Origin of the sequence: Catellatospora sichuanensis, assembly GCF_007483665.1 — a bacterium.
Classification (GTDB): Bacteria; Actinomycetota; Actinomycetes; order Mycobacteriales; family Micromonosporaceae; genus Catellatospora; species Catellatospora sichuanensis.
The window spans coordinates 115,629-135,006 of record NZ_ML660185.1 but is presented as its reverse complement, the minus strand read 5'-3'; the positions used below and the strand labels follow the sequence as shown (position 1 = coordinate 135,006).

Annotated in this window: 23 protein-coding genes; 13 read left to right on the top strand and 10 right to left on the bottom strand. The window is 72.1% G+C overall.

What is annotated here, in order from left to right; translation table 11 throughout:
- The first annotated feature begins 31 nt into the window (after window positions 1-31).
- From FLL47_RS04565 to FLL47_RS04555, 3 genes are read left to right on the top strand one after another with little or no spacing between them, the layout of a single operon-like run.
- Window positions 32-385 (top strand): ArsR/SmtB family transcription factor, encoded by a 354-nt coding sequence (locus FLL47_RS04565; RefSeq protein WP_144119355.1) that lies wholly within the window; start codon window positions 32-34, stop codon window positions 383-385.
- Entirely contained in the window at window positions 382-828 is a 447-nt protein-coding gene (locus FLL47_RS04560; protein WP_144119149.1) for an SRPBCC family protein, read from the top strand. Before FLL47_RS04565 ends, FLL47_RS04560 begins: the two co-directional genes overlap by 4 nt.
- 11 nt (window positions 829-839) lie before the next feature.
- Entirely contained in the window at window positions 840-1,625 is a 786-nt protein-coding gene (locus tag FLL47_RS04555) for an alpha/beta fold hydrolase (protein ID WP_144119148.1), read from the top strand.
- Window positions 1,626-1,647: 22 nt separating this feature from the next.
- Here the strand turns inward: FLL47_RS04555 and FLL47_RS04550 are convergent, their stop codons facing one another.
- Window positions 1,648-2,049 (bottom strand): YchJ family protein, encoded by a 402-nt coding sequence (locus FLL47_RS04550; protein ID WP_144119147.1) that lies wholly within the window; start codon window positions 2,047-2,049, stop codon window positions 1,648-1,650.
- A gap of 94 nt (window positions 2,050-2,143) precedes the next feature.
- Here FLL47_RS04550 and FLL47_RS04545 point away from each other — a divergent pair, with 94 nt between their 5' ends.
- A complete protein-coding gene (locus FLL47_RS04545; RefSeq protein ID WP_144119146.1) occupies window positions 2,144-2,761 on the top strand; it encodes an HAD family hydrolase in 618 nt (205 codons plus the stop codon).
- Window position 2,762: 1 nt separating this feature from the next.
- Here the strand turns inward: FLL47_RS04545 and FLL47_RS04540 are convergent, their stop codons facing one another.
- Together FLL47_RS04540 and FLL47_RS04535 are read right to left on the bottom strand one after the other, a co-directional pair.
- Window positions 2,763-3,257: an anthrone oxygenase family protein gene (locus FLL47_RS04540; protein WP_246157529.1), complete on the bottom strand. Its 495-nt coding sequence runs from the start codon at window positions 3,255-3,257 to the stop codon at window positions 2,763-2,765.
- A 332-nt stretch (window positions 3,258-3,589) separates the two neighbouring features.
- Window positions 3,590-4,261 (bottom strand): TetR/AcrR family transcriptional regulator, encoded by a 672-nt coding sequence (locus FLL47_RS04535; protein WP_144119145.1) that lies wholly within the window; start codon window positions 4,259-4,261, stop codon window positions 3,590-3,592.
- A gap of 180 nt (window positions 4,262-4,441) precedes the next feature.
- Between FLL47_RS04535 and FLL47_RS04530 the strand changes: the two genes are divergently transcribed.
- On the top strand, window positions 4,442-5,353 hold the full coding sequence (locus tag FLL47_RS04530) for a carbohydrate kinase family protein (protein WP_144119144.1): 912 nt from the start codon (window positions 4,442-4,444) through the stop codon (window positions 5,351-5,353).
- Between the two features lie 77 nt (window positions 5,354-5,430).
- Complete coding sequence (locus FLL47_RS04525; RefSeq protein ID WP_144119143.1) at window positions 5,431-6,297, top strand: oxidoreductase; 867 nt, start codon at window positions 5,431-5,433, stop codon at window positions 6,295-6,297.
- Window positions 6,298-6,317: 20 nt separating this feature from the next.
- Here FLL47_RS04525 and FLL47_RS04520 read toward each other — a convergent pair whose 3' ends face one another.
- A complete protein-coding gene (locus FLL47_RS04520) occupies window positions 6,318-7,154 on the bottom strand; it encodes an oxidoreductase (RefSeq protein WP_144119142.1) in 837 nt (278 codons plus the stop codon).
- 39 nt (window positions 7,155-7,193) lie between these two features.
- Entirely contained in the window at window positions 7,194-7,808 is a 615-nt protein-coding gene (locus FLL47_RS04515) for a TetR/AcrR family transcriptional regulator (protein ID WP_144119141.1), read from the bottom strand.
- A gap of 147 nt (window positions 7,809-7,955) precedes the next feature.
- Here FLL47_RS04515 and FLL47_RS04510 point away from each other — a divergent pair, with 147 nt between their 5' ends.
- Together FLL47_RS04510 and FLL47_RS04505 are read left to right on the top strand one after the other, a co-directional pair.
- Entirely contained in the window at window positions 7,956-8,789 is an 834-nt protein-coding gene (locus FLL47_RS04510) for an NPCBM/NEW2 domain-containing protein (RefSeq protein ID WP_186315557.1), read from the top strand.
- Between the two features lie 92 nt (window positions 8,790-8,881).
- Entirely contained in the window at window positions 8,882-9,874 is a 993-nt protein-coding gene (locus FLL47_RS04505; RefSeq protein WP_144119139.1) for an aldo/keto reductase, read from the top strand.
- Window positions 9,875-9,981: 107 nt separating this feature from the next.
- On the opposite strand, the gene FLL47_RS04500 is transcribed toward FLL47_RS04505, so the two are convergent.
- The gene (locus FLL47_RS04500) at window positions 9,982-10,647 is read right to left on the bottom strand and encodes a hypothetical protein (RefSeq protein ID WP_144119138.1); all 666 of its coding nucleotides are present in this window, start codon (window positions 10,645-10,647) and stop codon (window positions 9,982-9,984) included.
- A gap of 185 nt (window positions 10,648-10,832) precedes the next feature.
- Between FLL47_RS04500 and FLL47_RS04495 the strand changes: the two genes are divergently transcribed.
- Entirely contained in the window at window positions 10,833-11,378 is a 546-nt protein-coding gene (locus FLL47_RS04495; RefSeq protein ID WP_144119137.1) for an EF-hand domain-containing protein, read from the top strand.
- A 112-nt stretch (window positions 11,379-11,490) separates the two neighbouring features.
- On the opposite strand, the gene FLL47_RS04490 is transcribed toward FLL47_RS04495, so the two are convergent.
- A complete protein-coding gene (locus tag FLL47_RS04490) occupies window positions 11,491-11,937 on the bottom strand; it encodes a hypothetical protein (protein WP_144119136.1) in 447 nt (148 codons plus the stop codon).
- Between the two features lie 159 nt (window positions 11,938-12,096).
- Between FLL47_RS04490 and FLL47_RS04485 the strand changes: the two genes are divergently transcribed.
- Window positions 12,097-13,680 (top strand): nucleotidyl transferase AbiEii/AbiGii toxin family protein, encoded by a 1,584-nt coding sequence (locus FLL47_RS04485; RefSeq protein ID WP_144119135.1) that lies wholly within the window; start codon window positions 12,097-12,099, stop codon window positions 13,678-13,680.
- Window positions 13,681-13,740: 60 nt separating this feature from the next.
- On the top strand, window positions 13,741-14,640 hold the full coding sequence (locus tag FLL47_RS04480) for a class I SAM-dependent methyltransferase (protein ID WP_144119134.1): 900 nt from the start codon (window positions 13,741-13,743) through the stop codon (window positions 14,638-14,640).
- 39 nt (window positions 14,641-14,679) lie between these two features.
- On the opposite strand, the gene FLL47_RS04475 is transcribed toward FLL47_RS04480, so the two are convergent.
- The 3 genes from FLL47_RS04475 to FLL47_RS04465 form a co-directional block, all read right to left on the bottom strand.
- On the bottom strand, window positions 14,680-15,234 hold the full coding sequence (locus FLL47_RS04475) for a GNAT family N-acetyltransferase (protein ID WP_144119133.1): 555 nt from the start codon (window positions 15,232-15,234) through the stop codon (window positions 14,680-14,682).
- A 117-nt stretch (window positions 15,235-15,351) separates the two neighbouring features.
- Window positions 15,352-15,744, bottom strand: a complete 393-nt coding sequence (locus FLL47_RS04470; RefSeq protein ID WP_144119132.1) for an MmcQ/YjbR family DNA-binding protein — start codon at window positions 15,742-15,744, stop codon at window positions 15,352-15,354.
- 49 nt (window positions 15,745-15,793) lie between these two features.
- On the bottom strand, window positions 15,794-17,122 hold the full coding sequence (locus tag FLL47_RS04465; protein ID WP_144119131.1) for an MFS transporter: 1,329 nt from the start codon (window positions 17,120-17,122) through the stop codon (window positions 15,794-15,796).
- Window positions 17,123-17,188: 66 nt separating this feature from the next.
- Here FLL47_RS04465 and FLL47_RS04460 point away from each other — a divergent pair, with 66 nt between their 5' ends.
- On the top strand, window positions 17,189-17,833 hold the full coding sequence (locus tag FLL47_RS04460) for a TetR/AcrR family transcriptional regulator (RefSeq protein WP_144119130.1): 645 nt from the start codon (window positions 17,189-17,191) through the stop codon (window positions 17,831-17,833).
- A 159-nt stretch (window positions 17,834-17,992) separates the two neighbouring features.
- On the top strand, window positions 17,993-19,333 hold the full coding sequence (locus tag FLL47_RS04455; RefSeq protein WP_144119129.1) for a flavin-containing monooxygenase: 1,341 nt from the start codon (window positions 17,993-17,995) through the stop codon (window positions 19,331-19,333).
- The last annotated feature ends 45 nt before the right edge of the window (window positions 19,334-19,378 follow it).

Below are 19,378 nucleotides of genomic sequence, written 5' to 3'. Positions count from 1 at the left end.
GTTGGGTTGTGTATAGGGTCGTGGTGTGACCGTGGTCGACGACGAACTAAGCCTGGTGTTCTCCGCGCTGGCGGACCCCACCCGGCGCGCGATCCTCGAACGCCTGGCCCTGGCCGACGCGACGGTGAACCAGCTGACCGAGCTGTTCGCGCTGACCCAGCAGGCGGTCTCCAAGCACCTCAAGGTGCTGGAACGCGCCCACCTGATCACCCGGACCCGCAGCGGCCAGGCCCGGCCCTGCGCCCTGGACACCGAACGCCTGGACACCGCCGTCGGCTGGATCGACCGGCACCGGCAAGTCTGGGCGGACCGACACGACCGGCTGGACGCGCACCTGGAAAACCTGCGCGCCCGGCAGCACCAGCACGAGGAGAAGGCACCATGACCGGCGAGCTCACCTATCGGCGCGTCCACCGCGCGACACCCGAGCTGCTGTTCGAATGCATGACCACACCCGAACACCTCGCCTGCTTCTGGGGTCCCACCGGCACGACCACCCCGGCCGAGAACATCACCGTCGACCTGCGGCCCGGCGGGGTCTTCGAGACGACCATGGTCAGCGACGCCGGCCACGGCTCGCACACCATGCGGGCCGTGTACGCCGAGGTGGAGCGGCCCGATCGCCTCGTCTGGGTCGAGGCCGACGTCGAGGGCGGCATGCGAACCACGGTCACCTTCACCGACCTCGGCGACGGCCGCACCGAGGTCGTCGTCCACCAGACCAACGTGCCCGAGGCGTACCTCGCGGCCCAGGCGCAGGCCGGGTTCGCCACCAGCCTCGACCGTTTCGACGTCTACGTGGCCGGCCTGTCCGGCCGACCCGAGTGAGGGAGCATCCCATGCCGACAGTCACCTCCGCCGACGGCACCACGATCGCCTACGAGCGCGCCGGCAGCGGCCCGGCGATCGTCCTCGTCGACGGCGCCATGTGCCACCGCACGGCGGGACCGATGGGGCCGCTCGCGGCCCTGCTGCAGAGCCGTTTCACCGTGTACACCTACGACCGGCGCGGCCGCGGCGAAAGCTCGGACACCCTGCCGTACGCGGTCGAGCGCGAAATCGAGGACCTGCGGGCGCTCATCGCCGTGGCGGGTGGCGAGGCCTTCGTGTACGCCATGTCCTCCGGCGGCGCGCTCACCCTGGCGACCGCGGCCGTCGAGCCCGGCATCACCGCGATCGCCCTGTACGAGCCCCCGTTCCTGGCCGAGGTCGAGGACGGCGCCCGGCTCGCCGCGTACACCGAGGGCCTGCGCGAACTGCTCGACGCCGGACGCGCCGTCGACGCGGTCGTGCTGTTCATGACCCACGTCGGCGTGCCCGAGCAGGTCATCGCCGGGATGCGGGCCAACCCGGGCTGGGCGGCTTCGGCCGCGGCGATCGGCCCGACGCTCGCCTACGACGATCAGCTGATGGCAGGCAGCCGCGTGCCACGCGAGCTCACCACGACGATCAGGGTCCCGGCGCTGGTGCTGGCCGGGTCGGCCAGCCCGTCGGCGCTCCAGCAGGCGGCGAAGGCCACCGCCGACGCGCTCCCCCGCGCCGAGCACCGCACCCTCGACGACCAGACCCACGACGTGGCCGCGCCGGCGCTCGCCCCGGTGCTGGCCGAGTTCTTCGGGGCCTGAGCCGCTCATATCGCCGCGCTGATCAGATCGGGTTCACGTACCGCCACTGGCCGCCCTCGCGCAGGAAGCGGCTGTGCTCCTCCAGCACGCCCGGCCGGCCGCCGTCGCGGTAGTGGGCCCGGAACAGCACGGTCCCCTCGGTGTCGAACATGCTCCCGCGGTCGGTGGCCAGCACCTCCAGCCCGGTGTAGCGCGGGCCGCCGGTCAGGTCCAGCTCCCGCGGCCGGGTGCTGGAGTGCCAGGTGCGCTGCAGGTATGCCGCGTCGCCGAGCGCGAATGCGCTGAACCGCGAACGCATCAGCTGCTCCGCGGTCGGGGCGTCGCCGCCGCGATGCCAGCGCCCGCAGCACTCGTCGTAGGGCAGGCCGGTCCCGCAGGGGCAGGCGGCGGGCTGCGGGTCGGGCTTCCTGCGTGCTCGTGCCATGGTCACCATGGTGGCCCATGGGTGTCCCGGCCTAACGCGGGACACCCATGGGCACATATTTGATCTTCTGAGGCGCCCGTCGGAGGATGGCGGCATGACGGTCGCGGAACTGGTCTGGGACATGGACGGCACGCTGCTCGACTCCACGATCGTGGTGCCGGCGGCCTTCGTGCGCGCGGCAGGACGCCTGGGTGGTCAGCCGGTGAGTCCGGCGCAGGCCGTCGCCGCGTACCCGCTGGGCACCCCCGAGGTGATCCTGGCGCACCTGGTCGGGCGGCCGCTCGGCCCGCACGAGACCGACCTCTACTACGAGGAACTGCTCGGCGCGCAGGTTGCCCCTTATCCGGGGATCGTCGAGGCGCTCACCGCCCTGCGGGCGCGGGGCCGGGCGGTGGCGGTGTTCACCGGCGCCAGCACCCGGGGCGCCCGGATGCTGCTCGACGCGGCCGGGCTGACCGTCGACGTGCTGATCGGCGGCGACCACGTGCGGCGGCCCAAGCCGGCCGGGGACGGCGTGCTGCTGGCCGCCGAGCGGCTGGGCGTCGTGCCGGGTGCGGTCGCGTACATCGGCGACTCCCCGCTGGACCTTCGTGCGGCCGCGGCGGCGGGCAGTGTCGGCGCGGCGGCCGCCTGGGGCCACCTGTACGACGCGCAGGAACCCGCCGACCGCACCCTGGCCCGGCCGGAGGCGGCCCTGGAACTGCTCGGCTGACTCAGCGGCCGTAGCGCAGGAGCGCGACGGCCAGGCAGATCAGCGCGACGGTGGTCACCACGGTGCGGACGTGGTTCCACCGCGACCACTTGGCCTCGTCGAACCGGGCTCGCACGCCCGCCAGGTCCGCGATCTCGTCCGGATCCCCGGCGGCCTTGAGCGCATTGTTCATCGGCACGTTGACGGCACCCGTGATGACGACGACCAGCAGGTACAGCACCAGCGCGGCGATGGTCCAGATCAGTGCCGGGCCGCCCGGCCCGAGCAGCAGCACCACGGACGCGGCCGTGAACACGAGCGCGCCGAGGAAGCCGCCGAGCATGAACCACGGGTTGATGATCGCCCGGTCGAGCGCCTGGAAGGCGCCGACGAACGTCCGGTCGTCGGCGCGCCGCAGGCCGGGCATGACGGTGTGGGAGTACAGGCCGAACACGCCCGCCATGATCCCCATCGTCACCGTCGCCCCGACCAGCACGACCATCCGCACAATGTCCACATCGCCCCCCTCGCCCACGTCCCGCCGCGATCCTATGTCCCACAACGCAACCGCAGCGCTGACCACCCTCCCCGTTTGCAGTTCCGGGGAAACTGCACGAATCAGTGCCTCCCCTCGTGCAGTTTCCCCGAAACTGCACGATGCAGCCGGCGCGCTCGCGCCGGCTGCCTCGGCGACATCGTCAACGCCATGGCCGCGGCCGATGCGGCGACCGTCGCACGCCACAACGCGGATTTCAGTCCTGGCTCTCGTCGGTCCGGTGCGGCATCACCGGCGCTGCGCCTGCCCCGTTGCCGTCTGCTGCGCGCAGCTCGGCGAGAGTGGCGGCAGTCCTATCCGGCGCGGTCGTCGAGCAGGCCGCCGAGCACGGCGCGGATGGTGCGTTCGAACAGGTCAGCGGTGGGCAGGCCGGGGGCGGTGCCGGTGAGCACCGACGTCAGGAGCGGGTGGCGGGCCGGGTCCATGGCACCGAAGTCGATGGCCGTGGGTGCGGCGGCGCTGCGGGCGAACAGCATGATCACACCGTTGAGCACGCCGACGGCTTCCATCTTCTGCAGCGGTGTCCGGTCCAGTGCCGCGATCGCCTGCAGGCAGTGCTCGAACCACCGCAAGGTGTTCGGTCCCGGCGCGGAGCCGGTGGGGACCGCATCGAGCAGCCAGGGCTGCGACACGTAGAGCGAGCGGGTGGCCTCGGCGAGCCGGACCAGTTCGCCGAGCCAGTCCTCACCGGAGCGGGGGGTGTGGACGAAGCCGGCCAGTGCGTTGTCGACCATGAGATCGAGCAGCTCGTCACGGGAGGCGACGTAGCGGTACAGCGTGCTGGCGGTGGTGTCCAACTCGGCCGAGACGGCGCGCATGGAGACGGCGGCGAGCCCACCCGCGGACGCCAGCCGGATCGCGGCCGCGGCGATGTCGGCGAGCCGGTACTCCGGCGAGGGACCGCGCGTCCCGCGCTGCGGTCTGGCCCAGATCGACGGGCCGCGCCCCTGCTGACCAACCGTCACCCCACCACTCTAACCGCGAACGACGTTCGCAATATAGGAGGGTCTCGGAGGCATGCGGGCCGTCGCTGGAAGACACGCGGCTTCGTGGCCAAGGGACTGCGGGAGGATCAATGTGCGGTTAGGGTGGGCGAGCCCGCCGCTCCGGGTGCACGACCACACACTTCGGGGAGGCGGTCTGTCATGTCCGAGTACGACGTCCTGGTGCTCGGCGGTGTCGGGGTGGACACCATCGTGCAGGTGCCGGAGCTGGCGGTGCCGCCGGGTGACTTCCTCCCCGTGCCGCCGATCCGCGACTACGTCGCGCACTCCGGCAACGGTGTCGCATTGGGCTTCCACGCGCTGGGCCTGCGCACCAAACTGGTCGACTTCCTCGGCGACGACATGCTCGGCGCGCTGGTGCTGGCCCGATACGCCGAGCTGGGCCTGGACTTCAGCCACGTCACCGCCCCGAACGGCACCCCGCGAGCGGTGAACCTGGTCGACAAGGCGGGCCGCCGGTTCTCGTTCTTCGACGGCCGCCACCCCCACGATCTGGTGCTGCCGCAGGACTTCTACCTGCCATACCTGCAGCGTGCGCGGCACGCCCACATCGCCGCGCCCCGGGCCGCGGGCGCGTTCGCCGACGCCCACCGGTTGGGCGTCACCACCTCGACCGACCTGCACGCGTGGGACGGCGAGCTCGACTGGGTGTGGCCCCTCGCCCGCGCCGCCGACCTGGTGTTCCTCAGCGCCGAGGCGGCGCCGGAGCGCATCGACGACATCATGCTCGCCGTACTAGGCAGCGGCCGGGCGCAGGTCGTCGTGGCGACCGAGGGCGCGGCCGGCTGCCGCGTCGCCACCCGGGACACCTCTGAGGTCCGCCGGTTTCCCGCGGTCGCCCCCGAGCGGCCCGTGGTCGACAGCAACGGCGCGGGCGACGGGTTCAGCACCGCGTTCATGAGCCGCTGGCTGACCGGGCGGCCGATCGAGGAATGCGTGCTGGCCGGGTCGGTCTCGGGCGCGTTCGCCTGCGGCGCGGCGGGCACCCACGAGGAGCTGATCACCGCCGAGCAGCTCGCCGCCGCCGTGGAGCGGACCAGAACGACTACTTGATCAACGATGCTGATGTCCCGCCCGCGGTCTCCGGTCGTTGGTCATGAGGACGGCCGGAGGCACGGAAGAGGGACGACATGTCGACATCGGTTCCCGGGGGCGTGCTCACGCTCGCCGACGACCTGACCGTGAGCCGGATGGGCTATGGCGCGATGCAGCTGGCCGGGCCGGGGGTGTGGGGGCCGCCCCGCGATCCCGCCGAAGCCGTCGCCGTGCTGCGCGAGGCGGTGGACCGGGGCGTCACCCACATCGACACCAGCGACTACTACGGGCCGTACACGGTCAACGAGCTGATCCGGCAGGCGCTGCACCCCTATCCGGCACAGCTGCGGATCGCGACGAAGGTCGGCGCCCGCCGCGCACCGGACAAGTCGTGGCCGACGGCGCTGTCGCGCGCGGAGCTGATCGACGCCGTGCACGACAACCTGCGCCGGCTCGGCGTGGACACGCTGGACGTGGTCAACCTGCGGATCGGTGGCACGGAGCGGCCGACGCCGGGGTCGCTCGCCGAGCCGTTCACCGTGCTCGCGGAGCTGCGCGAGCAGGGCCTGATCCGGCATCTGGGCGTGAGCGGTGTGTCATCGGAGCAGCTCACCGAGGCGCAGTCGATCGCGCCGGTGGTGTGTGTGCAGAACCTCTACAACGTGGCCCGCCGCGACGACGACGACCTGGTCGACCGCTGCGCGCGGGAGGGGATGGCGTTCACGCCGTTCTTCCCGCTGGGCGGGTTCACGCCACTGCAGTCGGGGGTGCTCGACGACATCGCGGCCCGGCTGGGTGCGACGCCGCACCAGGTGGCGCTGGCGTGGCTGCTGCAACGCTCCCCCACCATCCTGCTGATCCCGGGCACGTCGTCGCGGGAGCACCTGCGCGAGAACATCGCGGCGGCCGACCTGGACCTGCCCGCCGACGTGGTCGCCGAACTCGACGCCGTCGGCCGCTGAGCCCAGCCCCACCCGGCCGGTCAGGCCTGTGCCGGGTAGTCGGTGGAGACGGTGACGTCGGCCCACTTCTCCGCCTCGGCGGCGCGGGCGGCCGAGGACTCGCGGGCCCGGCTCAGCGCGTCGGAGCCGAGCAGCAGCCGCAGCGGCGGATCATCGGACCCGGCGATGTCGATGAGCACCTTGGCGGCGCGGACCGGGTCACCGGGTTCGACGTACTGCTCGCGGTATTTCAGCATCGCGCCGACCGACGGTTCGTAGTCCGGCCCGACCGGGGCCGCGAGCTGCGACGCCCCGCCGCTCCACTTGGTGCGGAACCCGCCGGGCTCCACGATGGTGACCTTCACCCCGAACGGCTTGACCTCGTTCGCCAGCACCTCGGAGTAGCCCTCCACACCGAACTTCGCGGTCTGGTATGCCCCGAGCCCCGGCGTGCCGCCGACCCGCCCGCCGATGGACGAGAACTGGATGACGTGCCCGTGCCGTTGCCCGCGCAGCACCGGCAGCGCGGCCTTGGTGACGTTCACGACGCCGAACAGGTTGGTCTCGATCTGGGCCCGGAAGTCCTCGTCGGACGTCTCCTCAAGTGACCCGGACACCGCGTAGCCGGCGTTGTTGACCACGATGTCGAGCCTGCCGAACGCGTCGACCGCGGCCTGCACGGCGGCGCGGGCCGCGGCGGGGTCGGTGACGTCGAGCGCCAGCGCACGGATCTGGTCGCCGTACTTGCGCACCAGGTCGTCGAGGGTTTCGGGCCGACGAGCGGTAGCGACGACGTTGTCGCCGTGCTCCAGCACGGCCCGGGTGAGTTCGTATCCGAAACCGCTGGAGGTTCCGGTGATGAGCCAGTTGTTCGCCATGGGAGTCCCCCTGTTGATCTCGTCGTGGCGGTGTCACGGTCAGCGTGGGGCCGAGTCCACCCAGGTCGGCACCAGGCCGACGAGGATGTCGACCAGGTCGTCGCGCGGGCACGGGTCGGCCGCGGTGAGCCAGTCCACGATCGCGGCCGCCAGGCCGTGGCCGAGGAACACGGCGGTCGTCGCCAGCTCGCCGCCGGGCCGCGCGATATGCAGGCGCTGGAAGTAGTAGCCGATGTTGTCGGCGAGCCGCCGCCCGAACCGTGCCGTCGCGGCCCCGCCCTCGGCCGAGCCGAAGACCGCCAGCAGTTCGGCGCGCTGCCCTTCGACCTGGTCTAGGATGTGCCCGAGGACGATCCGGGAGGCGTCCCGTCCGGTGGTCTCGCCGACCAGCCGGACCTGGACGTCCTGCTCGGAGATGGCCTGGAGGGCCTGTTCCAGGACGTACACGGCCAGGCTGCCGGTGGTGTCGAAGTGCGCGTAGAAGGAGGACCGGTTCAGGCCCGCCTCCGCCACGATCGAGCTGACCGACACCGGCGCGCCGGGGTGGCGTCCCGCGACGGCGGCGAACGCTTGGGCGAGCCGGGCTCGGGTGCGCACGGCCCTGGGATCGCGACTGTGCGTGCCCCACAGCTCGGCCCTGACAGCTGTTCCCACTCGGCCAGAATAACCAGCTCAGCCGACCTTCGCCAACAGATGTCGGAGAACTTCTGGTCCAGCATCGCCGCAGCCCGCAGGCGAGGGGCGGCAGGCCGCGCCCCGAGCCGACTGTCGTGACTGGACACGGCGATGCACAATTCTGCGGTGAACTCCAATCCCGTGATCGACAACAGCCATGAGGCAGAGCAGCGTCGGTGGGGATGGCTGGCCGGCCTGGTGGGTACGGCAGGCGGACTGTTCGGGGCGCTCGCGGCGCTGGTGACCCTGCAATCGCCGCTGGCGAAGATCAGTGCCGCGCTCGCCTGCTTCGCGGTGACCGGCGTGCTGTGGCAGGGGGTTCGCGACCGCACGCGCGGCCGGCTCGGCACCGCGATGATCGTCTGGCTGGTCGCCACGGGCGCGCTGCTGCTGGTCCTCATCACCACGCTCGCCGATCAGCGACCGCTCGCACCGGCCGGGTCCGCCCAGCCCTTGACGAAGAACAGCGAAACCCCCGTCGCGGGTGCCACCCTGGAACAGGCCGGGTCCGGGACTTCGGCGTCACCCACCCCGAGCCAGGCAAGCTCAGCCCCGGCAAGCGTCCTGCTCGCCGATCTGCACCCGGTGCGCGACCAGATGTACGGCTCGGAGCGGGTCTGGCGGGACCAGCCGGTCACCATCAACGGAACGGAGTTCACGACCGGCTTCATCTACGCCTACCCGCGATGCGGACATCTGCGGGAGTACGCTCTCAGCGCCCGGTACACGAGATTTCTCACGACGGTCGGCATCGACGACGACAGCCGATTCACCGAGCCCGGGGTGTTGCGCATCCTGGCCGACGGCAAACCGGTCAAGACGATCAAGGTCAAGCTGACCGAGCCCGTCGCGGTGGAGCTGGACGTCACCGGTGTCATCCGCCTCGGATTCGATATCGCCTGCCAGCCGGAGACCGCTGCCGACGTGGCACTGGGCGATCCCCGGCTGACGGAGAAGTAGCGGCGCCGCGCGGTAGTGTGCTGTTCAGCCCGGCGACCGGACCCGGCCCTGGGAACGCGCAGGCAGTCGTCCAGAACGGGAGTCTCGCGGCAATGGAGAAGCGCACGCTCGGCACCGGCGGCCTCGAGGTCTCGGCCCTCGGCCTCGGCTGCATGGGGATGAGCCAGAGCTACGGCCCGAACCCCGGCGACCGGCAGGACATGATCTCGCTGATCCGGACCGCCGTGGAGCGCGGGGTCACCTTCTTCGACACCGCGGAGGTGTACGGCCCGTTCGTCAACGAGGAGCTGGTCGGCGAGGCCCTGGCACCGTTCCGCGGTGAGGTCGTCATCGCGACCAAGTTCGGCTTCGCTTTCGACGACGACGGCCGCCAGACCGGGCTGTCCAGCCGGCCCGAGCACATCGGACAGGTCGCCGACGCGTCGCTGCGGCGGCTGCGGGTCGATGCGATCGACCTGTTCTACCAGCACCGCGTCGACCCGGATGTGCCGATCGAGGACGTCGCCGGGGCCGTCGGCGAGCTGATTCGAGCCGGCAAGGTCAGGCACTTCGGCCTGTCCGAGGCGGGCGCGCAGACGATCCGCCGTGCCCACGCCGTGCAGCCGGTCACCGCGCTGCAGAGCGAGTACTCGTTGTGGACACGCGGCCCGGAGGCCGAGATCCTGCCCACGCTGGCGGAGCTGGGCATCGGGTTCGTCCCGTTCAGCCCGCTCGGCAAGGGTTTCCTCACCGGCACGATCGACCAGAACACCGCGTTCACCGGCTCCGACATCCGTGCGGGCATCCCCCGCTTCACGGAGGACAACCGCAAGGCCAACCAGGCCCTGGTCGATCTGCTCGCGACCATCGCCGCGGGCAAGGGCGCGACGTCCGCGCAGATCGCGCTGGCCTGGCTGCTGGCCCGGCAGCCGTGGATCGTGCCGATCCCCGGCACGCGCCGGGTCGAGCGCCTCGCCGAGAACATGGGCGCCGCCGACGTGCACCTGAGTCCCGCCGACCTCGCCGAGATCGAGCAGGCCACCAAGCAGATCGAGGTCGTGGGTGCCCGCTACCCCGAGCATATGGAGCGCATGACCGGCCTCTGAGTCTCGGCACCCGACCGGTTCAGTCCGTGGTCGGGCGCCGGTTCTTCACAAGTGCGCGGCGATCCGTCCGTCACGCAGGTGCTCCGTCAGATCGATGCGGGCGATGCTCACGGGCAGTATTGGATGTGCAGTTCGCCGTAGGGTCGCCGCAGCTGCGGAAAGCGGTGGGCGACGCCCATCGGGATCTCGGCGCAGCAGTGCGCGTCCGGCGTCTGTGCGAGGTACGCCGGGCTGTCCTCGGCGAGTTCGCGGACCTGCGCGGCTTGCAGCTCGTACGCCTCCCGGCTGCCGGTCAGCACCAGGGTGTCGGCGGCGACCGACCACAGCAGGTGGTCACGGTATTCCTGGTGCCAGGTCCGGTGATGGTCGGCGACCGGGCGGCTCGGCCACGCCTCGGCGGGCAGGGTGACGGTGTGCGGCCTGCCCGCGCCCAGCCGGGTGCGGACCTCCTTCCACCGTGAGGGTGGGAACGCCAGGCTGTGGTGCAGCAGCACCAGATCCAGCGGTCGTCCCCAGTCGCACGGGTCGGCCGCGGCCGCCGCCCGCAACGGAAGGTAGACGATGGTGTGCGGCGACCGGGCGGCCAGCCCCCAGGCCATGGCGAACATCGCCGCCGAGTGCTTGTCCACGCAGAGCTGCGCGCCGAGGCGACCCTCCCGGAGACCGGCGAACGCCGGCGGCCGGGCGGAGCGGACGACCCGGTAGCGGTGCTCCCCGAGCCGGACCGTGCTCACCAGCACCGGCCACTCACGTTCGGCCAGGCGTGTCACCACCTCGTCACCGCTGCCCGACTCTCGTTACGCCATTTCGCACGGCAGAATCATGGGTGGCGTCCGTGGCCCGCGGCAACCGACTTTCCCGCCGCAGGTCAAGTGGCCGGAGGCGGTCACCACCCTTCCGAATGAAGAGTGTTTGCCCGATATCGACTTTATACGCGGATACACCATAGATTTCGGGTATGGCTACTGAGATGCAGCTCCGCAAATTGGACAAGGCCTTCGGCCACCTCGACCACGACCGCAGCGGCTTCGTCGAGCAGCAGGACCTCACCAATCTCGGCGTACGCCTGCTGGCGGAGTTCGGCACCGCACACGACGCGCCGAAGGCGCAGCGGATCGCCGAGGACTTCTCCACGTTCTGGCAGGAGCTGGCCAAGGCGCTGGACGTCGACCACGACCAGCGGCTCAGCCCGCAGGAGTGGCGGCAGGGCATGACCGCGGCGTTCGTACACGGCGACGCCTTCGACCGCAGCTTCCGCCCCGGCGCCCTCGCGGTGCTGCACCTGGCCGACACCGACGACGACGGACGGGTCAGCCGGGACGAGTTCGCCACCATGCAGCGCGCGTTCGGCACACCGGTCGGCGAGATCAACCTCGCCTTCGACAAGCTCGACGCCGACGAGGACGGCTACCTCACCATCGAGGAACTCATGCTCGGCGTACGCCAGTTCTACATCGGAGCCGACGAGACCGCCCCCGGCAACTGGTTCTTCGGCCGGGTCTGAACGAGGGCACCGTCCGCAGGGCATGGATCGGGCCTGCCGCAGCAAGCGATGCTGTGGCAGGCCCGCATGACGTGCACGGCCCGCACTCGTCCGGCCACGGCCGAGCCGCGGATCAGACCTGGTCGAGCAGGAGGCCGCTCGGGCCGTAGCCGATCTTCCAGTCCTCGTAGACGCCGATCTCCTGGCAGGCCTCGCAGCGCAGGGCGACGTACACCCAGCGGACGTCGTCGGACTCGCCGTCCTCGTACAGGGAGAAGCCCGCCGCCGCGGCGAACGCCTCGTGCCCGCAGGCGCAGGCGCAGACCTCGATCTCCTCGTCGTCGTCCCAGTACTCGGCGCTGTCGGCGATGAACCCGTGCACGCCGCAGGACACGCAGGTGCGGCGCACCGAACCCTCGTCCTCGGCCATGACGGCGACCTCGAACGACCGGCCGCCGCACTGCCGGCACACGCACCCGCGCACCTCGTGCACCGGATGGGCGTCCTCCTCCGGCAGCAGCAGGAACTCCTTCAGCTCCTCGAACGCGGCCTCGTGCGCCGTCGCGGCAGATCCGGTCATGTTGCCTCCCTGAGCCGTGACGCGTCACCCGCGCCCACCGCGTGGATCATGCCGGTGCCCCCTGACGCGACGCCGGGCGGGTTCCGTACAAGGCGATCCGGCACCGGCGGCCCGAAAATGGACCGTGGCGACAAGGTCGCCTTTTGTATCGTGTGCGCCATGTCCGAGCAGCCCGAGATCACCGGCGACTTCGAGATCCACCTGACCGTGCACGACTACGGGTCGAGCCGCCTGGCTGAGTTCGCCGCCCGGCATGGGCTCAAATACGTGCACGTCGTGCTGGACCGCGGGATCACCCGCTCCCAGCCCATGCTGACGCTGGCCGGGACCGGTTCCCTGGCCGACCAGCACTCGCTCGCCGGAAACTGGGCCAAGCAGCTGCGCGACGTGGGCCTGCACCCGGCGCGGACGAAGATCGAGGCCGCGCCCTGGTGCACGGGCGTGCCCGCCACGGATGCCGAGGCGGCGGCCGAGCCTGCCGGGCGCTACTTCGAGCACCACGTCAAGCTGCTGCTGCCCGCCGAGGACGTGGCGGCCCTGCTGGCCGTCGCCGCCGTCGGCGAACAGCACGGCGCCCGGCTGTCGCGCAACGCGCGCCGCGTCCGCGCGGACGGCCGACAGGAGCGCTTCCTGACCCAGCGCTGCCACGGCGTCGGCCGAGAGTCCGCGCGGTACCTGCTCGACCGGCTCGTCGCGGCGCTGCGCGAGGCCTCCTGGGAGATCGCCTCGGTCGAGCAGGAGTACGTCGTGTACGACGACCACCTGTCCCTCGACGCGGACTGGCTGGTGGAGCACCCGGTGCCCGAACACCGGCGGCGATGGGAGGACCAGCGGCGGGTCGCCCCGGCCGGTGCGGCGGGATACCCCGCCACCTGTCGCCCCTTGCCCGACACCCCCGGCATGTCCCAGCGTGCGGCGTTCGACCCGGCGCTGAAGCAGCATGCGAACGCCTACCGGGCGGGCGAGCCGGAGTTCGCCGATCGCGGCGCGTGGCGGCAGTGGACGCGGGCCCGGCGGACCGCGATGGCGCACCTGCTCAACGCCGTGCTGCGCACGCCATGGGCCGGGCAGCTCGTGCTGCGCGGCAGCGTCACCATGTCCGCCTGGTTCGGCGGCGACGCGCGCGAGCCGGGCGACGTCGACTTCGTGGTCGAGCCGTTCTCCATGGCCAGCAGGAGCCCGGAGGCCACCGCGATGCTGGACGGCATCGTGGCCGAGCTGCGGGAACGGCCCGGCGCGGGTCTCGACCCGGAGCAGGTCAAGGTCGAGGAGATCTGGACCTACGAGCGGGCCGACGGACGCCGCCTGGTCATCCCGTTCACCGCGCCGGGCGTGCCGGGCGGATCAGTGCAGGTCGACTTCGTGTTCAACGAGCACCTGCCGATCGAGCCGGTCGCGGTGCTGCTGGACGGCGTCGACGTCGCGATGCGGGCCGCGTCGCCCGCGCTGTCGCTGGCGTGGAAGCTGATGTGGCTGGCCACCGACCGGTACCCGCAGGGCAAGGACCTCTACGACGCGGTCCTGCTCGCCGAGCACACCGCGGTGGACCTGGCGCTGGTCCGCGACCTGATGCGGCCCGAGCTGCGCGAGGAGGCGGACGCCTTCACCGCGGGATCCGTGCTGGAGTGGGACGTGGACTGGGAGAACTTCACCGACGAGTACCCGTCGGTCGCCGGCGACGGCGAGGTCTGGAAACGACGGCTGGCCCTGGCCCTGCACCGAAACTGGTTCGGCGGCGCGTGACCGCGTGGGCCACGGCAAAAGCCGTGGCGGCAGAAGAAGGCACGGCGCTACCGTCCACCCGTGACCTACCTGAGCCCGCTGGCGTACCTGCTGGGGATCGAGGGCGCGGCTCTGCTGCGCGGGATCCGCGAGGGCAACGCCGACCAGGCCTTCGTCGAGGCCCGAATCGCCGAGATCCGGGCCCTGCTGGACTCCCCTGACCTGGCCCGGGCCGGCGGCGTCACGGCCGTGCCCGGCGGCATCAGCACGGCCGAGGTGTACCGGGACTGGGCCGCGACCTACGACCAGCCCGGCAACGGCATGATCGAGCTGGAGGAGCCGATCGTCCGCCGCATCCTGGACGGGCTGCCCGTCGGCGTCGCCCTCGACGCCGCCTGTGGCACCGGCCGGCACGCGGCCTACCTGAGCGCGCTCGGCCATCGGGTCGTCGGCGTCGACGCGTCCGCCGAGATGCTCGCGATCGCCCGCGAGCGCCTGCCGGAGGCCGAGTTCCACCAGGCGGGGCTGGACCGGATCCCGCTGCCTGACGACGCCGTGGACACCGTCGTGTGCGCCTTGGCGCTGGCCCACGTGCCGGACCTCGGCCAGGTGCTGGCCGAGTTCGCGCGGGTGCTGCGTCCGGGCGGGCACCTGGTCGTCTCCGACTCGCACCTGCTGCTGTCATACCTGCGGCCCACCGGGCCACGGCCGCCGGGCCACGAGGGACGACCGAGCATCCTCGCCGAGTATCACCGGCCGCTGAGCGCCTACCTCGCCGCGGCGCTGCCGCTGGGTTTCCAGGTGCGCCACTGCGAGGAGCCCACCCGGCCGCCCTCCATCACCCGCGGGCTCGACACACGGCCGACGGACATGTCCTGGGACCTGTTGACCTGGTGCCCCGAGGCGGCGGAGGCGGCCCACCGGGGCAGCCCGGTCGTGGTGATCTGGCACTTCCAGCTTCAGGACACGGCGAGCGCCTGACCCGGGTGAGGAGGTCCGGCGGCAAGTCGTCCGGACCGGTCACCGTCTGCGCAGGTCGTGCGCGTTCGCCCAGGCCATGCGCAGCTTCGCGGGGCGGCCGTTCAGCCGTCCGGGCACACCGCCCGGTTCGGCCGCGTACGCCCGCTCGATCGGGCTCCCGCCGTGCGCGACGTAGAACGCCTGCGCGGCGGTGTTCTGCTCCAGGGTCCAGAGGTACAGCCCGCCGGTCCTGCCCCGCTCCGCCACGACCTGCGCCGCCCGGGTCATCAGGGCGGAGCCGATCCCGCCGCGCCGCAGCGCGTTCGTGACGTGCAGGTTCTCGATGAACGAACCCCAGCGAACGTCGTCGTCCAGGACCACGTGCACGAACCCGACGGGCTCGTCGTCGACGTCGGCCACGATCGTGACCTGATCCGGCTTCGGCGACCGCAGGCGTTCCGACCAGACCGCGAGCCGGTCGGCCACGAGGTCTCCGTCGAGGAACGTATCGGCGAACGCGCCCCGGTAGTGGCGGCGCCAGCTGTCCGCGTGCAGCGTCGCGACGGCCTCCGCGTCAGCGGCCGACGCCGTCCGCAGATCCACTGCTGATCCCATCCCGACCACTCCCCCGAAGATTGCCGCCGTTCATGCTACGGCGGCGCGGCTCGGGGCATGGCCCTCGCCGGGGCGGTGGCGGTCGACGAGGCCCTGCCGCGGTCGCCCGTGCCTCGTTCAGCCCGCAGCCGGATGCGACTGATCGGCCTCGTCGAGCAGGGCGGCGAGCTCGGCCGGGGCGCGCATGCGCCACGCGTCGGTGACGAGTTCGGTGAGCCGGGCGACGTCCACCCGGGGCAGCCGCAGCATCACCAGCGGGAACCCGTCGTAGCCGGGCGTGGTGAAGAACAGGTCGGGCTCGCCGAGCAGCAGGGCCTGCTTCTCCGCCTCGTCGCCGACGTACAGCACCGCGACGTCGGTACGGATGACGCGGGGTCTGCCCGGCCGGCGCTCCGGGTAGGACCAGACGAAGCCCTTGTTCGCGACCCGGAAGTCGAAGCCCTCGCTGTCGATCTCGGTCACCTCGGGCAGGGCCAGCGCCAGCCGGCGCACGTCGTCCGCGTCAGCCACCGGTGCGCCCTTCGGCCGCCGTCTTCCGCATACGCACAGGCTACCGGGCTCAGCGCAGCGTGCGGTCCAGGGTGTAGCGGCGCTGGAGCAGCATCGCGACGACCATCAGCACCGCCGGGACGACGCCGAAGCCGAGGCGGATCATCGTGTGCGCGGACTCGGACTGCACGACCTCGGTGCCGGCGCTGCTGGCGGCGAAGCCGCCGATGGCCAGGCAGGCCGCGTACACGTACGGGCCGAGCGCGCCGCCGGTGGCCTCGGCCGCGGTCCACACGCCGGTGTAGGTGCCGGCACGGGTGGTGCCGTCGGCGCCGCTCGCGCGGATCACGTCGGGCATCATCGAGAACGGCAGCAGCTGCATCGCGGCGAACGCGACGCCGAGCACCGCGACCGCGCCGATCAGCACGGGCAGGCCCGCGGCGCTGCCGAAGGCGAGCACGACCGAGCCCGCCACGAACGCGCCCTGGGCGATGAGCAGGCCGGGCTGCTTGCCGATGCGCCGGGCGACGACGACCCAGACCGGGGTGGCGATGAGCGCGGGCGCGACGAACGCGGCGACCAGCACCGTGGTCAGGCCGGGGCGGCCGAGCTCGTATTCGGCGAAGTAGGGCACGGCGGCCAGGACCAGGTGGCTGGTGGTGGACATGGCCAGGTAGGAGCCGACGAGCCAGCGGAACTGCGGGTCGCGCAGCGCGACCAGCAGGGTACGCAGGCCAGGCTTGCCGTGCCCGGCGCTCACCGGGCTCGGGGCGGCCGCGGTCAGCCGCCGCACACCGCCGATGCCGATCAGCATGGTGACCAGCATCGACGCGCCGAGCACCAGACCCATCAGGGCGTAGCCGGAGCGGGTCGGGTCCTCCTTGCCCGCGATCATCGGCGCGAGCACGCCGCTGAGCAGGATGCCGACGGTGAGCACGACCATCCGGAAGCCCATCAGGCGGGTGCGCTCGTGGTAGCCGATGGCGAGGTCTGCGGGCGTGGACAGGTAGGGCACCTGGTAGGCGGCGAACAGCAGGTTGCCCGCGATGAAGGCGACGGCGACCCAGCCGGCGGCGGAGTTGCCGATCAGGCCGCCGGGCACCAGGAACAGGGCGGCGAAGGCCAGCGGCAGGCCGCAGCCGAGCATCATCAGGATGCGGCGGTGACCGCGGCGGGCCAGGTCGGCGTCGGAGAGGTGGCCCACCCACGGGTGCAGCAGCACGTCGGCGATCTTGGGCAGCAGCAGCACGAATCCGGCGACCAGCGGCGCGACGGCGAGCACGTCGGTGAGGAAGTAGAGCAGCAGCAGGCCGGGTACGGTGACCCAGGTGCCCATGCCCAGTGACCCGCTCGCGAAGGCCAGCATGCCGCCGCGGGGTAGCCGCGCCGCCTCGTCCATACCCTCTCCTCGCCTGTCCGCGGGTGTAATCCAACGTTTGCTGGATAGTAGGGCACGATGGAACGCATGACTACACCCCGACGGGGACCGGGCCGCCCCCGACGCGCCGACCAGCGCGCCACGCCCGACGTGATCATCGAGGCGGCGGCAGGCCTGTTCGCGCGACGCGGCTTCGACGCGGTCGGCATGCGCGAGGTCGCCGCGGCCTGCGGCGTGGACGTCGCTACCGTGCACCACCACATGGGCACCAAGGCCGCGCTGTACGAGTGCTGCTTCGCGCGGGTGTTCGCGGCCGAGAGCGAGGCTCTGACCAGGGCTGTCGCCACCGCCCGGGAGGGCCTGTCCGCCGGACCCGGCCCGGCGCTGGCCGGGCTGCACGAGCTGGTCGACGTGTTCATCGACTTCCTAGAGGACCGCCCCGAGGTCACCGGACTGTGGCTGCGCCGCTGGCTGGAGCCCGACCGGCACGCCGAACTCGACGCCCGCTACAGCGAGCCGCTCTACCAGGCGGTCGAGCAGGTGCTGGCCGAGGCCGACGCGGCCGGGGTGCTCAGCGAGCCGCAGCCGCACCTGGCCGTACGCAGCCTGGTCTGGTCCGTGCACGCGCACGTCGTGGGCCTGCTGTCCGGCGCGAACGGAGCCCGCCAGCGCCGCGAGTTCCGCGCCTTCGCCCACCGCTGGCTGGACCGCATGTACCCGCCCCCGGCCTGACCGCCTTGATCGCTCGACTTGCCAGGCAAGTGGGCGAAAGCCCGCCCATGATTCGCACACCTGCCCGGCAAGCCGAGCGATCACGGGCGGCGGGCGCTTGACGCGGGGGCCCCTGCCGACGCAATATCCAACGGACGTTGGATATTGGGGAGGGTACGCATGACGCCACGTGTCGCCGTGATCGGCGCCGGGCCGGCCGGGCTGGCCACGCTGAAGGCACTGGCCGACCGCGGCGTGCCCGCCGTCGCCTTCGACGCCGCGGCACAGGTCGGCGGCCTGTGGGTGTACGGCGCACCGCACTCCTCCGCATACCGCACGCTGCACCTGAACACCTCGCGCACCCGCACCGAGTTCGCCGACCTGCCCATGCCCGCGGACTGGCCCGACTACCCCGACCACACCAGCATCGCCGGCTACCTGCACGACTACGCCCAGCGCTTCGGCCTGCTCGACACGGTGCGGCTGCGGCACACGGTCACCGAGGCGGCCCGCGACGGCGCAGGCTGGCGCGTCACCGCACTCGGCCCCGACGGCGCCACCACCGTGCACGTCGAGGCAGTCGTGGTGGCCAACGGGCACAACAGCCGCCCCAGGCTGCCCTCCCCCGCCTATCCGGGCGAGCTCGGCGTCGAACAGCTGCACAGCCACGACTACCGCGGTCCCGAGCAGCTCGCCGGGCGGCGGGTGCTGGTCGTCGGCGGCGGCAACTCGGCCATGGACATCGCCGTCGACGCCTCCCACGTCGCGCCGCGCACCCTGTTGTCGCTGCGCCGCGGCGTCTGGATCGTGCCCAAGCACCTGCTCGGCAAGCCCTCGGACACGCTCAACGGGGCGCTGGCCAAGCGCCTGCCCTGGCGGCTGCGCCAGCGCATCAGCCAGACCATGCTGCGCTTCGCCGTCGGCCGGCCCGCCGCGTACGGCCTGCCCGCCCCGGAACACGGCTTCCTGCAGGACCACCCGACCCTGTCGGACTCGCTGCTGTCGCGCATCACCCACGGCGAGATCGCCGTCCGGCCCGCGATCTCGCGCTTCGACGGCGACCGCGTCCACTTCGCCGACGGCACGGCCGACGAGATCGACCTGGTCGTCTGGTGCACCGGCTACGACATCGACCTGCCGTTCCTCGACCCGGCGCTGCTCGGCGACGGCGCGGACCGGCTGCCGCTCTACCGGCACGTGTTCCACCAACAGGCCCCCGGCCTGATGTTCGTCGGCCTGATGCAGTCCACCGGCTCCGCCCTGCCCGTGGTCGAGGCCCAGGCCCGGCTGGCCGCCGCCCACCTGGCCGGGCAGTACAACCTGCCCGACGCCGCCGGGCAGACCGCCGACATCGCCGCCGAGCAGCGCGCCGCCCGCGACCGCTGGGGCGAGCGCCGCCCCGCCATGCGCATCGACTTCGACGCCTACCTCGCGCTCGCCGCGAAGGAACTGACCGACGGCGCCTCCCGCGCCCGCCGCGGCCAGGGCGTCACCTGGACCCGCAAGGCGACCGTCCGATGAGCACACTCGTCGCCGACCGGCCTGCACGCAGCCTCACCGGACCGG

What these genes read in the sequence shown, in the direction of transcription:
- FLL47_RS04560 (WP_144119149.1), top strand. Translation starts at nt 382, where the DNA reads ATGACCGGCGAGCTCACCTATCGGCGCGTCCACCGCGCGACACCCGAG.
- FLL47_RS04555 (WP_144119148.1), top strand. Translation starts at nt 840, where the DNA reads ATGCCGACAGTCACCTCCGCCGACGGCACCACGATCGCCTACGAGCGC.
- FLL47_RS04550 (WP_144119147.1), bottom strand. Translation starts at nt 2,049, where the DNA reads ATGGCACGAGCACGCAGGAAGCCCGACCCGCAGCCCGCCGCCTGCCCC.
- FLL47_RS04545 (WP_144119146.1), top strand. Translation starts at nt 2,144, where the DNA reads ATGACGGTCGCGGAACTGGTCTGGGACATGGACGGCACGCTGCTCGAC.
- FLL47_RS04530 (WP_144119144.1), top strand. Translation starts at nt 4,442, where the DNA reads ATGTCCGAGTACGACGTCCTGGTGCTCGGCGGTGTCGGGGTGGACACC.
- FLL47_RS04525 (WP_144119143.1), top strand. Translation starts at nt 5,431, where the DNA reads ATGTCGACATCGGTTCCCGGGGGCGTGCTCACGCTCGCCGACGACCTG.
- FLL47_RS04520 (WP_144119142.1), bottom strand. Translation starts at nt 7,154, where the DNA reads ATGGCGAACAACTGGCTCATCACCGGAACCTCCAGCGGTTTCGGATAC.
- FLL47_RS04505 (WP_144119139.1), top strand. Translation starts at nt 8,882, where the DNA reads ATGGAGAAGCGCACGCTCGGCACCGGCGGCCTCGAGGTCTCGGCCCTC.
- FLL47_RS04495 (WP_144119137.1), top strand. Translation starts at nt 10,833, where the DNA reads ATGGCTACTGAGATGCAGCTCCGCAAATTGGACAAGGCCTTCGGCCAC.
- FLL47_RS04490 (WP_144119136.1), bottom strand. Translation starts at nt 11,937, where the DNA reads ATGACCGGATCTGCCGCGACGGCGCACGAGGCCGCGTTCGAGGAGCTG.
- FLL47_RS04485 (WP_144119135.1), top strand. Translation starts at nt 12,097, where the DNA reads ATGTCCGAGCAGCCCGAGATCACCGGCGACTTCGAGATCCACCTGACC.
- FLL47_RS04475 (WP_144119133.1), bottom strand. Translation starts at nt 15,234, where the DNA reads ATGGGATCAGCAGTGGATCTGCGGACGGCGTCGGCCGCTGACGCGGAG.
- FLL47_RS04465 (WP_144119131.1), bottom strand. Translation starts at nt 17,122, where the DNA reads ATGGACGAGGCGGCGCGGCTACCCCGCGGCGGCATGCTGGCCTTCGCG.
- FLL47_RS04460 (WP_144119130.1), top strand. Translation starts at nt 17,189, where the DNA reads ATGACTACACCCCGACGGGGACCGGGCCGCCCCCGACGCGCCGACCAG.
- FLL47_RS04455 (WP_144119129.1), top strand. Translation starts at nt 17,993, where the DNA reads ATGACGCCACGTGTCGCCGTGATCGGCGCCGGGCCGGCCGGGCTGGCC.